The organism is Cohnella cellulosilytica (assembly GCF_042431195.1).
GTDB classification, from domain to species: domain Bacteria; phylum Bacillota; class Bacilli; order Paenibacillales; family Paenibacillaceae; genus Cohnella; species Cohnella cellulosilytica.
Window position 1 is genome coordinate 243752 of sequence record NZ_JBHMDN010000016.1, and the last position, 16131, is coordinate 259882.

General features: G+C 59.4%; 12 protein-coding genes. 10 read left to right on the plus strand and 2 right to left on the minus strand.

The annotated features are described in order from the left end of the window. Nucleotides 1-25 precede the first annotated feature (25 nt). The 3 genes from ACFFT4_RS13070 to ACFFT4_RS13080 all read left to right on the plus strand — a co-directional run bounded on the left by ACFFT4_RS13070 (nucleotide 26) and on the right by ACFFT4_RS13080 (nucleotide 4672). Nucleotides 26-1999: a helix-turn-helix domain-containing protein gene (locus ACFFT4_RS13070; RefSeq protein WP_378048252.1), complete on the plus strand. Its 1974-nt coding sequence runs from the start codon at nucleotides 26-28 to the stop codon at nucleotides 1997-1999. A gap of 417 nt (nucleotides 2000-2416) precedes the next feature. After that, nucleotides 2417-3577, plus strand: a complete 1161-nt coding sequence (locus ACFFT4_RS13075) for a Gfo/Idh/MocA family protein (protein ID WP_378048254.1) — start codon at nucleotides 2417-2419, stop codon at nucleotides 3575-3577. A 6-nt stretch (nucleotides 3578-3583) separates the two neighbouring features. Further along, nucleotides 3584-4672, plus strand: a complete 1089-nt coding sequence (locus tag ACFFT4_RS13080) for a Gfo/Idh/MocA family protein (protein WP_378048255.1) — start codon at nucleotides 3584-3586, stop codon at nucleotides 4670-4672. On the opposite strand, the gene ACFFT4_RS13085 is transcribed toward ACFFT4_RS13080, so the two are convergent. Together ACFFT4_RS13085 and ACFFT4_RS13090 are read right to left on the minus strand one after the other, a co-directional pair. Beyond that, nucleotides 4650-5555 carry a helix-turn-helix domain-containing protein gene (locus ACFFT4_RS13085; protein ID WP_378048256.1) on the minus strand — a complete coding sequence of 302 codons (906 nt, stop codon included), beginning with the start codon at nucleotides 5553-5555 and terminating at the stop codon, nucleotides 4650-4652. The two genes, ACFFT4_RS13080 and ACFFT4_RS13085, sit on opposite strands and share 23 nt — an antisense overlap. A gap of 174 nt (nucleotides 5556-5729) precedes the next feature. Further along, on the minus strand, nucleotides 5730-6086 hold the full coding sequence (locus ACFFT4_RS13090) for a hypothetical protein (RefSeq protein WP_378048257.1): 357 nt from the start codon (nucleotides 6084-6086) through the stop codon (nucleotides 5730-5732). Nucleotides 6087-6363: 277 nt separating this feature from the next. On the opposite strand from ACFFT4_RS13090, the gene uxuA reads away from it, so the two are divergent. The 7 genes from uxuA to ACFFT4_RS13125 all read left to right on the plus strand — a co-directional run bounded on the left by uxuA (nucleotide 6364) and on the right by ACFFT4_RS13125 (nucleotide 16130). Beyond that, the gene (gene uxuA / locus ACFFT4_RS13095) at nucleotides 6364-7452 is read left to right on the plus strand and encodes a mannonate dehydratase (protein WP_378048259.1); all 1089 of its coding nucleotides are present in this window, start codon (nucleotides 6364-6366) and stop codon (nucleotides 7450-7452) included. Continuing rightward, entirely contained in the window at nucleotides 7449-8297 is an 849-nt protein-coding gene (locus tag ACFFT4_RS13100) for an SDR family oxidoreductase (protein ID WP_378048260.1), read from the plus strand. The genes uxuA and ACFFT4_RS13100 overlap by 4 nt, the downstream gene beginning before the upstream one ends. 266 nt (nucleotides 8298-8563) lie before the next feature. Next, on the plus strand, nucleotides 8564-10162 hold the full coding sequence (locus tag ACFFT4_RS13105; protein ID WP_378048262.1) for a helix-turn-helix domain-containing protein: 1599 nt from the start codon (nucleotides 8564-8566) through the stop codon (nucleotides 10160-10162). Nucleotides 10163-10503: 341 nt separating this feature from the next. Continuing rightward, nucleotides 10504-11580: an ABC transporter substrate-binding protein gene (locus tag ACFFT4_RS13110; RefSeq protein ID WP_378048264.1), complete on the plus strand. Its 1077-nt coding sequence runs from the start codon at nucleotides 10504-10506 to the stop codon at nucleotides 11578-11580. 226 nt (nucleotides 11581-11806) lie between these two features. Further along, complete coding sequence (locus ACFFT4_RS13115; protein WP_378048439.1) at nucleotides 11807-12670, plus strand: helix-turn-helix domain-containing protein; 864 nt, start codon at nucleotides 11807-11809, stop codon at nucleotides 12668-12670. Nucleotides 12671-12772: 102 nt separating this feature from the next. Next, nucleotides 12773-15004, plus strand: coding sequence for a helix-turn-helix domain-containing protein (locus ACFFT4_RS13120; RefSeq protein WP_378048266.1), 2232 nt, complete (start codon nucleotides 12773-12775; stop codon nucleotides 15002-15004). Between the two features lie 154 nt (nucleotides 15005-15158). Then, a complete protein-coding gene (locus ACFFT4_RS13125; RefSeq protein ID WP_378048268.1) occupies nucleotides 15159-16130 on the plus strand; it encodes an ABC transporter permease in 972 nt (323 codons plus the stop codon). The last annotated feature ends 1 nt before the right edge of the window (nucleotide 16131 follow it).

The window sequence follows — 16131 nt, forward strand, 5'->3', positions numbered from 1 at the left end:
GAGCCCGGGGAAGGAGGAGAACGGAATGAATTGGGACGAGCGGCTGCTGCTGTGGAACGAAGCCGCCATTAAATTGCTGGATATCAGATGCGTCGCGCGCTCTCCGGGGGATGATCTGCGCGGCTATGCGCTGCCGTCCAGCGCTTTGCTGTGGATCAGGCGGGGAAGCGCGCGGGTAACTTTGGCCGGAACGGATTACGCGGTCGAAGGCTTTTATTTGATGCATGGGGGGAAAGGCGACACGCTGAACATTTTCCCGACCGGGGACGGCATGGCGTACGATATGATTCTGTATAAGGCGCGGCTTCCCTTATCCGGCAGCCGCCTGCTGAATCGAATGCTGGAACGCGGCAACCCGTTCCGGATGCGCTGCGGATTTGCGCCGGCCGACCCGCTCGCGCTCGAAGCGATGGCGAGAAAAATGGAGGAAAGCTGGCGTCGGCGCACTCCGCTGGACAAGCTGCTGGCAAGGGGGTTGTTCCACCAATTCGCGCATGAATGGATCGCCCAGCTGAAGCTGCACGAAGCTTCGGCGGACGGGCCGGACCTGGTCGGGCAAGCCGTTCGCTACATCCAGGACAATTACGCGCAGCCGATTACGGTGGAAGGCCTCGCCGGGCTGCTCGACTGCAGCGCCAGCTATTTGTCCCGGCTGCTGAAAAAAAGGCTCGGGACGACTCCGAACGATTATTTGACCCGCGTGCGCATGGAGCATGCCAAACGTCTGTTGGCGGAGACGGACGCGGCCCTGCAGGAGATCGCGGCGAGTATCGGCTACCCGGACGTGTACTATTTCAGCCGCGCGTTCAAGAAGCAGACCGGGCTGCCGCCGCTGCGCTACCGTTCCGCGGCCGCGGGGCGCCATCCGGTTCAGAATAATCCATCGAAGCGTTCAGACCAAGCCATTGCTCCTCTTCTGTCCCGTGGCTATAATCTTATTGAGAATCGTTATCAACAGGGTGGAGAGGGAGATTTTCCAATGCATAAGGATTTGAAAGTATCAATGGCCGCCGTGATGCTGCTGTGCGTGACTTTGCTGTTCAGCGGCTGCGCAAGCCCGTCGGGGGCGAACGAATCGCCCGCCGCGGCCGGGTCGCCTGCGGCCAGCCAGAGCAGCGTCGCGCCGCAGCAGGCGCAGACCGTCAAGGTGACGCATCTGATGGGGGAGACGGAAATTCCGGCCGACCCGCAGCGGATCGCCTCCGCCGGGCTGGAGGACATCCTGCTGGCGCTTGACGCTCCGCTCGTGCAGGCCCAATCGATGGAAGGCCATTATTTGTACGATACGCTGCAGCAGAAAAACATTCCGGCGAGCTATACGCCGGGGCAGATGAACTACGAAGCCATTCTTGACGCCAAGCCGGATTTGATCGTCGCGTATTTGCTGCCCTCGGACGAAGAAACGTACGCCAGTCTGAGCAAGATCGCTCCGACCGTCGTCTACGACCGCGGGAATTGGCAAACCTCCATCGTCGAGCTTGGGAAGGCGCTTGGCCGGGAAGAGCAGGCGCACGCGGTCGTTCGGGCTTACGAGGACAAGCTGAAGCAGGCGAAGGAAGCGATCGTCGAGGCTGTCGGCTCCGAGCGTTCGGTCGTCTTTATCCGTCCTTCCTCCAAGGACGTGCAGTTATTTTTCCCGGCGTATGCGTACACAAGCACTCTTTATAACGAACTGGGCTTGACGGCGGACGCTTATTTGCTGGAATTGCAGGCCAAAGAGGAGGAGGGCGCCTGGGGGAAGACGGCGTCGTTCGAAGTGCTGCCCGAGCTGACCGCCAACGATCTGTTCCTTACGGTCGGAGGCTCCTACGACATGGAGGACGATTATCGGAACACGGTGGAGCAACTGGGGGAATTGGAGAAATTGAAAGTCTGGCAGGAGATTCCCGCAGTGAAGCGGGGACAGGTGCACATCGTGTCCGCGAGGCATTGGATGCTGAACGGGCCGGCGGCGGACAGCATGAAGATCGACGACGTGCTTGCGGCCCTGGTTCCCTAATGAGTCGGCTGACGGTTTCGTGAACGGCTGACGGCTGCCCGGAAGGGGCTGTGCCATAAGCGAATCAAGCTGCTTGATAAAGATAATCGATGAACAAGGTTCAAGGGGTATGTACCTCCTTCCGATGCTATACGCTCCTGAAATGAGAATGATAAACCCGTTAATCGGTGATTTCAGGAGCGTATGAGGCATCTCCAGGAGGTACATACCCCTTCTTTGTCTATCGATCCTCTCAAGCAGCTCTGCTTATGGCACAGCCTCTTCTTCGCGTTCGCGGACAACCGCTCGAATAGTTTGACGGACATGCTGCGTATCCATAACCGCAAAGCAGCGGTATTTTTGTACAAAGTAGCGTCACTTGCGTTCGCGCTTCCTTGATATGCTAGGACCAGACATCGCATAAGGAGGCGGGCAAGCATGTTGAAGGTTGCGATTATCGGAGCCGGAGCGATTTCGTCGGCGCATATCGAAGGTTATTTGAGGTTTCCGGAGAGGTGCCGCATCGTTGCGATCTCCGATCTGTACGTGGATAAAGCGCTCGGCCGAATCGAGCAATACGGGCTGGACGCGCGAGCCGTCGAAGATTATCGGGAGCTGCTCCGGGAGGAGATCGATCTCGTCTCGATCTGTACGCCGCCTTACACGCACGCGGCGCTTGCGGAGGAATTTATGGAAGCGGGTTCGCACGTGCTGGTGGAGAAGCCGATGGCATCTTCGTTAGAAGAGTGCGATCGGATGATCGAGGCTCAGCGCAGGACGGGCAAGACAATGTCCGTCGTCGCGCAGAATCGCTTCAGAACGCCGATGATGAAATTGAAGACGGTGCTGGAGAGCGGACTGATGGGCAAAATCGGCCATGTCCAGGTCGATTCCTTCTGGTGGCGAGGCCACTGCTATTACGATCTGTGGTGGCGCGGCACGTGGGAGAAGGAAGGCGGCGGACCGACGCTTAATCATGCCGTTCACCATATCGACGCGCTGCTGTGGATGATGGGAAGTCCCGCGGAGGTGCAGGCGTTCATGGGCAACGTCTCGCACGATAACGCCGAGGTCGAGGACATTTCCGTCGCTATGCTGCGATACGGCAGCGGTTCCCTGGGGCAGGTCACCAGCTCCGTCGTCCATCACGGAGAGGAGCAGCAGTTGATTTTCCAGGGGGAGAAAGCGCGGGTATCCGTCCCCTGGAAGGTAAAAGCGTCGAATTCGAGACCCAACGGCTTCCCCGAGCCGAACCGCGAGCTGGAGGAGCGGCTGCAGACGCTGTACGACGGGCTGCCCGAGATCGAGCACGAAGGACATGCCGGGCAGATCGACAACGTGCTGACGGCGATCGAGACCGGAGCGCCGGTGCTGATCGACGGCGAGAGCGGCCGGCGGACGCTGGAGTTCATTACGGCGGTCTACGCCTCCGCCAGCACCGGCGGGCTCGTGAAGCTTCCGCTGGACCCGCAGAACAAGTTCTATACGAGGGCCGGCATGCAGGAGAACGCGACGCATTTCTATGAGAAGAAGACGTCGGTCGACAATTTCGCGCCGCAGGAAATTACGATCGGCAGCAGCTACAAGAAGGAGGAATAAATCGCGATGTCCAAAAGCGACGGCATGAATTACGCGCCTCAAGGCCACTTCAACGCGGTATGTCAACCGGGCGAGTTCGTATTCGCGGCCGCGGGTCTGGATCACGGGCATATTTACGGAATGTGCAACGGCTTGCGGGAGGCGGGGGGACAGCTCAAGTGGGTGTACGATCCCGATTCGGAGAAGGTGGAGCGATTTCTCAAAACCTATCCGGAGGTCCGGGCGGCAGACTCGCTGGAGACGATTCTGCAGGATGAGGAAGTCCGGCTTGTCGCGTCCGCGGCGATCCCGTCCGACCGCGGGCCGCTTGGCCTGCGGGTGATGGACAGCGGCAAGGACTACTTCGCGGACAAGGCGCCGTTCACGACGCTGGAGCAGCTGGAGGCGGCGCGCGCGAAGGTCGCCGAGACCGGGCGCAAATACGCGGTTTATTACGGCGAGCGCCTGCATACGGAGAGCTCGGTGTACGCCGAGCAGCTCATCAAGCAAGGGGCGATCGGGCGCGTCCTGCAGGTCATGGGGCTGGGGCCGCACCGGATCAACGCGAAGAACAGGCCGGCCTGGTTTTTCGAGAAGGAGAAATTCGGCGGCATTCTGTGCGATATCGGCAGCCACCAGATCGAGCAGTTTCTGCAGTTCACGGGAGCGAAGGACGCGCGGGTCGTTCACAGCAAGGTCGCCAACTATAATTACCCGCAATATCCGAACTTCGAGGATTTCGGCGACGTCTCGCTCGTCGGGGACAACGGCGCGACCGGCTACTTCCGGCTCGATTGGATGACGCCGGACGGGCTGAGCACCTGGGGAGACGGCCGCATGATGATTCTCGGCTCCGACGGTTATATCGAGCTTCGCAAATACGTCGATATCGCCCGCGAGCAGACGGGCGACCACGTATATTTGGTGAATCATGAAGGCGAGCGTCATTTTGCCGTGAACGGTCAGACGGGCTTTCCTTATTTCGGGCAATTGATTCTGGACTGCCTGCATCGCACGGAGAACGCGATGACGCAGGAGCATGCGTTCAAAGCGGCGGAGCTGTGCCTGATCGCGCAGCGCGACGCCATCGTCATCACGAACGCGGGACGGCGGTAGCGCCGGGCGGATTCAGCGCCAGCTTCCGGTATTGGTGCGGCGTGACCCCGTAACGGGTTTTGAACAGCTTGCAGAAGTAGGAGCAGTTCGTCAATCCGATCGCTTCTCCGACGCGGGCGACGGCCTGGTCCGTCGAGGTCAGCAGCTTGATCGCCTGCTGCAAACGTCTCGCCGTCACGTAGTCGGAGATGCTGGACCCGGTGCATTCCTTGAACAGATGCGACAGATGGTACGGCGACAGATGGAGCTCGGCGGCCATCTGGCTTAGGCGCAGCGGCTCGGCGTAATGGCTCTCCAGCCAGACGAGGATGCGCTCGGCCTGGTGAACCTTGCGCGTCAGACCCGGCCCGAGCTGTCCGGAATTTCGTTCCCAGACCGCTCTGAAGGCGTGGTAGAACTCGACCAGGAACAAGGAAAACTCCTCCGGCTCGTCCTTCTTGGCGAGGGAGGAGCGCTTCCGGTCGAAGCGCTGCAGCACCGTGTGCAGCGGGTCGTTCCCGTCCAGGCCGTAGAGGCACGGATACGGCAGCTTGCTCGTGTGGATTTGCTTGAAGAAGGCGAGCAGGCCCGGCCACTTGTCGAAATAACCTTCGTAAAGCGAGGGCACAAACTGAATGACCGAGCGAACGAAGGGCTTCTGCGGACGGATGTCCATCTGAATGTGATGCAGCTGGTACGGCTGGAACACGCACAGCATGCCGGGCGCGACCTCGTAGCTCTTCTGGTCGACGACCAGCGTGCCGCTGCCCTCGTGAACGATCAGAATTTCAATGCCGTTATGGGCATGAAACGTCCCGTGAAATTGATCGGAATCGGCGCTTGTTCGCCGATAAGTATAATAAAGCTTCATCTCGCTCAAATTGAAGGCTTGTACATAGGTCATCCGAGCGCTATCCTTTCCTTAACCGAAGCTTGCCGGCGTAATCTCCCGATGGAGATAAGATACCACAAGAAGGCAGCGATGAGGAGGCCTATCGCGCGCCAAGCCGGTTCCGGGCGGTTTTTTTCTATGGACCGGCCAACTCGCATGCATGAACTCGAAGGAATCGCGAACCTTCTACTCAACCAACCCGCTTTTAACGGTCTGGGGGGCTGCTAAGCAGGCCCATGCGGGCAGCAGCCCGCTTTTAGCGGTCCGGTAGGCCGTTACGCAGGCCCATGCGGGCAGCAGCCCACTTTTAACGGTCCGGTAGGCCGTTACACAGGCCCAAGCGGGCAGTTGCCCGCTTTTAGCGGTCCGGTAGGCCGTTACGCAGGCCCAAGCGGGCAACTGCCCGCTTTTAACGGTCCGGTAGGCCGTTACACAGGCCAATGCGGGCAGCAGCCCGCTTTTAACGGTCCGGTAGGCCGTTACGCAGGCCCATGCGGGCAGCAGCCCGCTTTTAACGGTCCGGTAGGCCGTTACGCAGGCCAATGCGGGCAGCAGCCCGCTTTTAACGGTCCGGTAGGCCGTTACTGGGCGGCTTCGACCGATTTTGGAGCCTGAAGGCTCGAAGGAATCGCATGTCGAAGCACGGGTAGAGCCATAGCGGAGGTTAATCTATTTCGTACACCTTTACTTCAAAAGATTCTGGAGAGTTCATGTACGTCACATGTGCGTCAATTGGTCTGCCGCAGTTTTTTACTGCGAACGTCGGCATGCCCGAGGCTTCGGGGTACGGGAATGAACAATCTGGAGGAGGGACAACGCGGTGAAAATGGTATTCAGATGGTACGGGGAAGGCAACGATACGGTGACGTTGAACCAGATCAAGCAGATTCCCGGGGTGGAGGGCATCGTATGGATGCTCCATGACGTCCCGGCGGGCGAGGAATGGCCGACGGACAAAATCATGACCTACAAGAAATGGTCGGAGGAGTCCGGCCTGCACCTGGAGGTCGTCGAGAGCGTGAACGTGCACGAGGACATCAAGCTCGGCCTGCCCTCTCGCGATCGCTATATCGAAAATTACAAGAAAACGATCGCGAAGCTGGCTTCCGTCGGCGTGAAGACGATCTGCTACAACTTCATGCCGGTATTCGACTGGGCGCGGACGGATTTGTTCAAGGAAATGGAAGACGGCTCGACCGCTTTGTTTTTCGAAAAAGCGAAAATCCAGAATCTCGATCCGATGGAGCTTGTCCGCCAGATCGCCGACAACCCCGACTTTACGATGCCGGGCTGGGAGCCGGAACGGCTCGGCAGGCTGAGCGAATTGTTCGAGGCCTACCGGGGCGTGACCGAGGACGATTTGCGCAGCAATCTGCGCTACTTCCTGGAGCAGGTCGTTCCCGTCGCCGAGCACTACGACATTAAAATGGGCATCCATCCCGACGATCCGCCGTTCTCGATTTTCGGCCTGCCCCGCATCGTCAAAAACAGGGACGACATTCGCCGCATTCTGGACTTCGTGGACAGCCCGTCGAACGGAGTCACGCTGTGCAGCGGGTCGCTGGGCGCGAATCCCGACAACGACATCGCGGCGATGGTCAAGGAATTCGCGGGCCGAATCCCGTTCGCGCATATCCGCAACGTGAAGGTATACGATAACGGCGACTTTATCGAAACCTCGCACCGTACCCAAGACGGCTCGGTCGATATCGCGGGCATCGTGCGGGCGTACGCCGAAACCGGCTTTACCGGCTACGCGAGGCCGGATCACGGACGGCACATCTGGGACGAGAAATGCCGCCCCGGCTACGGGCTGTACGACAGAGCGCTCGGCATTATGTATTTGTGGGGCGTCTGGGATTCGGTTGCGCGCGAGAAAACGGCGAGGCTGGAGGGAAGCGGACAATGACGTTATCCAAAGAAGGGCTGCGCGGCAAAGTCGCCGTCATCACCGGGGGAAGCGGCGTGCTGTGCTCGGAGATGGCGAAGGAGTTGGCGAAATTCGGGGTTAAGGTCGCCGTTCTGAACCGCAACGAGGAGAAGGGACGGGCGGTGGCCGACGCCATCAACGCCGCCGGCGGCGAAGCGATCTCCGTCTCCTGCGACGTGCTGGACCCGGACAGTGTGGCGAAGGCGGACCGGATCGTCGCGGAACAGCTCGGGAGCTGCGACATTCTGATCAACGGCGCGGGCGGCAATCATCCCGACGGGGTGACGAGCAAAGAAATTTTCCAGGCGGAGGATTTGGGCCGGCCGTACGTCAAAACGTTTTTCGACCTGACGGTGGACGGATTTTCCTCGGTGCTGAATTTGAACTTCGTCGGCACGCTGATTCCGACGCAAATTTTCGCGAAGCGGATGATCGGCAGGAAGGGCGCGGTCGTGATCAATATTTCCTCGATGAGCGCGCCGAGCCCGATGACGAAGGTGCCCGCCTACAGTGCGGCCAAGGCAGCGATCGACAACTTCACGCAATGGCTTGCCGTACATATGGCCGAAGCGGGCATTCGGGTGAACGCGATCGCGCCGGGCTTTTTCCTGACGGAGCAGAATCGCCGGCTGCTCACGAACGAAGACGGGACGCTGACGGAACGCTCCCACAAGATCATCGCCCATACACCGATGAGAAGGTTCGGGGAGCCCAAGGACTTGCTGGGTACGCTGCTGTGGCTCGCGGACGACTCCGTCTCCGGCTTCGTGACGGGCGTCACCGTGCCGGTCGACGGCGGCTTTATGGCGTATTCGGGCGTATAATACAATTGCGAGATTCCGGATTCGAATTCGGCGGCATCGGGGGAGCTTCCTCCGGTGCCGCTTTTTTGCTTGCGGGCACCGGGCTCGGCGAATCGTCAGCGTTCCGTCAACTCACCCCTGTTCGCCAAAAACGGCGATTGAAAAAGCGGGTCCCGTCCGTTAGGATATGAACGAGAACAATTCTCAATTGTTGACTTTGGGCGTGGGGGAAAATAGATGAAGGCGCAAGAGAAGAAAACGGATCGCCGGCGGCGGAGAGAGCGGCTATGAATACATCCGCGGCAATGGATTCCCTGTGGTTCAAGCTGCGCTCCATCGAGGAGGTCCAGGCGAGCAAGTGGCTGTATCCGCTTTGTTACCTCCATTCGCACCTGCTGCTGCTGAATCTGGACGGGAAGGCGCACGTCACGGTCAACGGCAGCCCGATGCGGCTTCATAGAGGCAGCGCGTTCGTCGGCCTGCCCGGACAACTGGTCAGCGTCCATCCGGAAGGGGAGGGAACGATATTCGTCCTCTGTTTCGATACGATCGAGGCAGGGGACGACGGGGCCGGTTCGAACGTGAACGAGAGCGGCGACAAATCCCCCTTGAAGGGGAAAAGAATACTGGCGGACGTCAAGACGGCGGACGAGCTGTGCCGCAGAGCTTTGCGGGAGTGGCGCAGCGGGGACGCCTCCGGGCGTTTGCTGGCTCAGGCCGCTCTTTACGAGCTGCTCGGCTTTCTGTTGAAGGAAGCCGAGGCGGAGGCCGAGCTGCCGCTCACCTCCGACGAAGCGCTGAACCGGACGCTGTCTTATATGCAGCGGTATTACGAGCAAAATATTACGATCGACGAGCTTGCGGATCTCGCGGGAGTCAGCCGGTATTACTATATGCGCCTGTTCAAGTCGGCTTACGGCGTAAGCGCGATGGAATATTTGGCCGAGCTGCGGATGAACAAAGCCAAGCTGCTGATGGAATCGTCCGGCCTTAAGCTGAGCGAGATCGCCGCGCGGGTCGGATATAACGACGAATTTTATTTTATTCGCAAGTTCAAGCAGCAGACGGGCATCCCTCCGGCAACGTACATCCGCAACCGACAGCGGCGAATCGCGGCATACAGCTTCCCGAACATCGGGCAGCTGCTGGCGCTGCGGATCGTTCCTTACGCCGCCCCGATCGACCACAGCTGGACGGACCTGTACAGGCGCAAATATCGGACGGATATCGTAACGGAATTAAGCCACGACTTCGCATTTAATCGGACGGCGCTGAAGGACGCCGGCCTCGATTATATTATCGGGGTGGACGATTTCGTGCCCGAGGAGGAGCAGCGGCGGATTGGGGAAATCGCGCCTACGCTGTTCGTCCCCTGGCTGGCGGACGATTGGCGCGGGCATCTGCGGCAGGTGGCGCAATTTCTGGATATTCCGGCCGAAGCGGAGGCCTGTCTGAGCAAATACGAGCATTTGGCCGCCGAGGTCCGCCGCCAGGTTCAGCCTGCGATGCGCGGCAAAACGGTGCTTGTCGTCCACCGGATCAAAGCGGGGTACATCGTTTACGGACGCCGTACGGTGGCGGGGGTGCTGTACGACGATCTCGGCCTGCAGCCGGCCGACGGCGTCGTCGGCCTCGAACGCCCCCGGACCGTAACGCCGGAGGAGCTGGAACGGTATCCGGCCGATCATATTTTGCTTATGCTGCAGAGCGGCGGGAACGAGCCCGGCGACTGGGAGAGGCTGCGGCGCTCGGACGAATGGAGACGGATCGCGGCCGGGCTTCGCGGCGAGGTGACGCCGATCGCGGTATGGCCCTGGTTCGATTATTCGGCGTATACGCAGCACAAATTTCTGCAGACCGTGCCATCGCTGTTCCAGGCGCTATAGGTTGAACCAGGGAGGCAGTCCATTTCATTCCAAAAGAGATGGCTTTGCCGACTTCGAACAGGTTGTTTTGAGCTGCCTTGATCGGTAAGACCTTTAGAGGTATGCAGCTCAAAGCCAAAACTCGCGGCAAAGCCATTCTCTTTTTCCATTTCATTGGATCATCCTTCGTCGTCTCTTGGGTTCAACCTATATTCGGCGGTCGGCAGACAAGAAGTTGTGCGGGACACGATCGTCCATTTTTTTAGGGCATCATCGTCTATGTTCAGATATGCGGGATTCGTTTATATTGTTTCTGGTGATATTGATTATCATTATTAACTACAGAGAGGGAAGTCTGGCTTATGAGGGGAACCCCCAAACTTATTATGACGCTTGCGATGACGCTGATCCTGGGCGCATTGTTCTCCGCTTGCGGCTCGAACGCGTCTCCGACGGCATCCGGCGCAAGTCCGAGCGCCGTATCCAGCCCCGCGCAAGCGGACGGCCAAGAGGAAGCGAAGGAGGAGGAGCAGCAGAGCGAACCGGCAACCCGGATCTTCAAGGATTATCTCGACCGCGAGGTGGAGATTCCGACGCATCCCAAGCGCATTATCGTCGATCAATTTATGGGTCATTTGCTCGCCGTCGGCGTGAAGCCGATTGCCGCGGCGACGCCGCAGATCAGCCAGTTCGAAAATTCGTCGTTCCTGAAGCCGCTGGGGCTCATCGAGGGCGTGGAGGACGTCGGCAGCCCGATTTCTCTGGAGAAGGTGCTGAGCCTGGAGCCCGACCTGATCATCGTCCAGGACAACAACGCGGCCAATAAGGACACGCTTGCGGAATTTTCCAAGATCGCGCCAACGGTCGTGCTCAGCTACGGCTCCAAGTCGATGTTCGACCAGCTGAAGGAAATCGCCGATATCGCCGGCGTGTCGGAGAAGGCGGACGAATGGATTGCGCAGTACCAGGAGAAGGGCGAGCAGTATCGCAAGCAGCTGGCCGAGGTGATCGATCCGGACACTACGTTTACGGTTATGGAGTTTTGGCCGAGCTCCCAGATCGAGATTTTCGGCAATTTGTTCGGCCGCGGCACCTTCAACCTCTATAATACGCTGCAGCTGAAGGCGCCGCCGAAGGTGCAGGAGGCCGTCATGGACAAAGAACCGTCTTACCTGGCGGCATCTCTGGAGACGCTGCCGGACTACGTCGGCGACTACATCTTCCTGACAATCTACGATTGGCAGAACGGGGACAACGACAAGCTGGCGGCGGAGCTGGAGAATGCTCCGGTATGGCGCAGCTTGCCCGCGGTGAAGGAAGACCGCGTCATTCAGGTGAACGTGGACGATTTCCTCCCCGGCGATCCGATCTCGATCGGGAAGCAGATGGAGGAGCAAGTAAGATTGCTGCTCGAGAAGTTCGGCAAGGCGGCGAAATAACAAACGGTCTCGCAGCTTAGAGCTTCGGAACCGGACGAATACGGCGGCATCGGGGAAACTCCCCGGTGCCGCCGTTTTGCGTGGCGGCGCCGGGTTCGGCTTGCGCGACGAACGGCCCGCCCGTAAGGCGCAATTCGTTCCGAAATGCCAATGACGGCCGCTTTCCCGGCGACTATAATAGAAGAGCCGCGCTTCGGGCGCGGAAGAAGGAGGGATTCGCTTGACCGTGTACGACAGCGTCGGAAGCTACGCGGCTCCGGCATACGGCACGATTTTCGCCGGACACTTCAACGAATCCGACCGTTACGTGACGAGAAGGCCGGAAGGGATGAACGACTGTCTGCTGGCCTATACGGTGAGCGGAAGCGGCTATTTTCGCACGCCTTCCGGGGAGAGACGCTGCGGAGCGGGAGACGCGGCGCTGCTGCGCGGCGGCGTGCCCCACGAATACGGCACGTCTCCGGGGAGCCGTTGGAACTTTATTTGGGCGCACTTTCCGGAGCTGGAGGAAATCCGCTATTTCCCCCGCGAAGAGCTGACGGTCGCCGCGCTGGGAAACCGACATCTGCAGCGTCGCGTCTACCGGGCGCTCAGGAACGTGCTGCGGGACTCCCGGGAACGGCGTTCCCTCTGGCAGCAGGTTTGCGAGAACGAGCTGCGCGGCGCGCTGCTGATTATGGCGGAGCGCGGACGGAGAAGGCTGGACCCGCGCGTGGAGGAAATTCTGCATGAGCTGTCCGCGCATATGGGCGAAACGCCAAGGATCGAGGACATCGCCCGTTCGGTCGGCTTATCCGCCTCCAGACTGTCCCATCTGTTCAAGGAAGAGACGGGCCTCACCCTGATCGGAGCGTTGAACCGGATGCGCATTCGCCAGGCGGCTTTGCTGATCGGGCACTTCGGGAGAACCGCGACCGAGGCGGCGTTCGACGTCGGCTTCCGCAATTACAATCATTTCGCGGAGCTGTTCCGCCGCCAGACGGGCGTCGGCCCGCGGGATTACCGGAGGCTCGCGGAGCGGAACGCGGCGGAATCCGCAATCGTTCTGTCCGATTCACCGGCGGAACCGCTCCATTTTCCCCCATTGTAAAAGCGGAGGCTTTCCTGATAAAATGAGCAGACTTGACGCGAAGCGCTTTCGCAAGCGCTTACTTGCGCCCCTGGCGGCTTTGTAAAATTTGGAGGGGTTGAAATGCGGAAAACGTGGTATTATCGCTTATTGTTTTCGTACATGCCCGTATTTTTTCTGATGATCTCGTTTTTGTTTTTTATTTTTTTCCAGGTGCTCAGCGAGCGCGCGCAGCAGGATACGTCGCGTATTTACGCAAGCGTGAACAATCAGATGATGCAGAGCGTCGAGCAGACGCTGTCGGCCATCGACCAGCTCATGGTGACGATGCAGACGCGCAACAGCAATTCCCCGGAATTCAACCTGCTGGATTATTTTAACCAATCGGGCCAGCCGCCGGCTTTTTTCACCTACCAGGCCACCAAGGAATTCAACAACATGAAGCAGCTGAACCCGCTCATTCATTCTGTCTACCTCGTGCGCGACAGCGACAGCTACGTGCTCAGCTCGAATACGGTAGCTCCGCTGGAGCGGTACGCCGATCGCGATTTCGTGGGCGGGCTGCGGCAGGACGGTTATTCGTACCATTGGACGGACCGGCGTCCGTTCAAGGAATTCCAGTCGTCGCGCGAGGAGGAGGTCGTCTCGCTCGCCCGCAAATATTTGACCAACCGGGGCGAGAGCGGACTGATGATCGTCAATGTGAGGGTCAGCGCCCTGGAGCAGCTCGTCTCGCAGCGCATCGACCGGAAATCCAGCTACGTTACGATAACGGGCAAGGGCGGAGAGCCGCTGTTCATGGCGACGGACGAGCCGTCCGGCCGGACGGCGATCGCCGCGACGGTGTCGGATTACACAGGCTGGACCTACGAGAGCGGGCTGGCGAAGGGGAGCGGCTTTGCGCTGCTGCGCACGTTCTCCAACGTCTGGATCGCGCTGGCGCTGCTGGTCGCCCTGGCCGGTCTGCTGGCGATCTTCTATATGACGCACCGCAATTACCGGCCGCTTCGGGAGCTGATCTCCAAGCTGGACCGCATCTCGCGCGCCTCGGGAGCGCGCGGCGGCGAGGAGCGCAACGAGTTCCATTACATCGAATCGACGCTGGACTCCCTTGTCCAGCGGTTTAACCTGTTCAAATCCCAGTCCGACCTCAATATCGGCTACCGCAAAAAATCGATTTTCCTCGAAGCGATGAGCGGCTCCCGCTCGCTGGCGAGCGAGGAATGGAACGCCGAGATGGAGAGCCACGGCTTTACCGGAGGCTTTAAGCAGGCGGCGGTCGTCATCGTCTCCATCGACAAGTATTCCGACGCGCTGTCGCGCTACAAGGAACAGGACATGATCCTGTTCCGCTTCATTATCCAGAACATGTACGTCGAGCTCGTGCAGAAGCACGGGCTGCGCAGCTGGAGCGAATGGATCAACGACAAGGAGATGTGCGGGTTCGTCTACGTGCAGGAGGACGATTCCCTCGCGCTGACGGATCGCATTTTGAAGCTGTCCGACAACGCCCTGCAGTGGATTCGGAGCAATCTGACCTTTACCGTCACGATCGGGGTCGGCAAAGCGGCCGACGGCGTCGCGCAGCTCAAAACGTCCTACAAGTCGGCCGTCGAAGCGGTCAACTGCCGGGCCGTGCTCGGCAGCGACCGCACGATCGGCTACTGGGAGACCGAGGAGGGCGCTTCGGTCGAATTGTACGCCCACCTGGAGCGCATTCGCCGGCTCGTCTATGCCTTCCGGATGATGGAGCCGGATTGGCGGTCCAAATACGCGGCGATGTACGAGCAGTACAGGAGCAACCGGCTGAAGCGCGACGACATCGTCAACCTGCTGAATTATTTCGCCTACCATTTGTTCGAGCAAATTCAGGGAACGATGCTGGACGACGAGGCGGTCGAGACGAACAAAGCGATTATGCGGGATATTATCGACCAGTTCGAGGCGCTGGAGGACGCGCAGGAAGAAATTCTCGGCATCCTGGAAAAGCTGGAATACGTCATGGCCGAGAAGACGGCCAAGGGCGGCGCGGGCGAGATCGCGATCCGGATGAGGGACTACATCGACGAGAACGTCGCCAATCCCGACTTGTCGCTCGTTCATCTGAGCGAGCAGTTCGACATCCCTTCGAAAAACGTCAGCGCCTTGTTCAAGGAGCAGTTCGATATCAAGTTCATCGACTTTCTGATCGATCGCCGGGTGGAGCTGGCCAAGGAGCTGCTGCGCGGAAGCGATCTGTCGGTTCAGGAGATCGGCCAGCGGGTCGGTTATCTGAATCCGGTATCGTTCACCCGCGTCTTCAAGCGCATCGTCGGAATTCCGCCCGGAGATTACCGCCGGGAGCGTTCCGGTTAAGCGCGGAAAATGGTATAGTGACCGGTCGGATCGGGCTCTGCAGCCCGGTCCGATTTTTGTTAAGCGGCGGATTCTTGTCAATTGCCGGAGCGGATCATTCCGCGGTATAGTTGCCCCATCGCACCAATCAGTCAGACGAGGAGGGGGTTGCAACATGTCCGACACGACGAATGCGCCGCCCGCGGCTTATGCCCGGGTCGGTCCGCCGGGGCAGGCGTCCCGGCGGGGCGCGCTGCGGCAAATGCGTCGTCACTGGCAGCTGTACATCGTTATCGCGCTGCCGATCGCTTATTTCATTTTATTCAAGTACGTCCCGATTCTGGGCGTGCAGATCGCCTTCAAGGATCTGAGCCCGAAGCAGGGAATCTGGGGCAGCCCCTGGGTCGGCTTCAAGCACTTCGAGGAGTTCTTCCGTCATCCGAACTTCTGGATGCTGATCAAGAACACGCTGTTTCTGAGCCTGTACGCGCTGGCCGTCGGATTCCCGGCGCCGATTCTGCTGGCCCTGATGATCAACGAGCTGCGCAACGGCTTGTTCAAGCGCGCCGTGCAGATGGTCACCTATGCGCCGTATTTCATTTCCACCGTCGTTATGGTGTCGATGATTCTGCTGTTCCTGGCGCCGCGGATCGGGGCAATCGACCACATTCGCACGGCGCTGGGGTTCGAATCGATCAACTTTATCGGCGAGCCGTCCCTGTTCACGACGATCTTCGTCTTCTCCGACGTCTGGCAGTTCACGGGCTACAGCGCGATCATCTATATCGCCGCCCTGGCCGGCGTCAATCCGCAGCTCTACGAGGCGGCCAAACTGGACGGCGCCAACCGGCTGCAGAAAATCATTCGCATCGATCTGCCCAGCATTATGCCGATCATGGTGCTGCTGCTCGTCCTGAACATGGGACAACTGCTGAACATCGGCTTCGAGAAGGTGTACCTGCTGCAAAATCCGCTGAACACGAGCGCGTCCGAAATTATTTCGACCTACGTGTACAAGGTCGGACTCGTGCAGGCCAACTACAGCTTCTCGGCCGCCGTCGGCTTGTTTAATTCGCTGATCAACCTGGGGTTGATCCTGCTTGCCAACTTCGGGGCAAGACGCGCAACGGGAACGGGGTTGTTCTAAC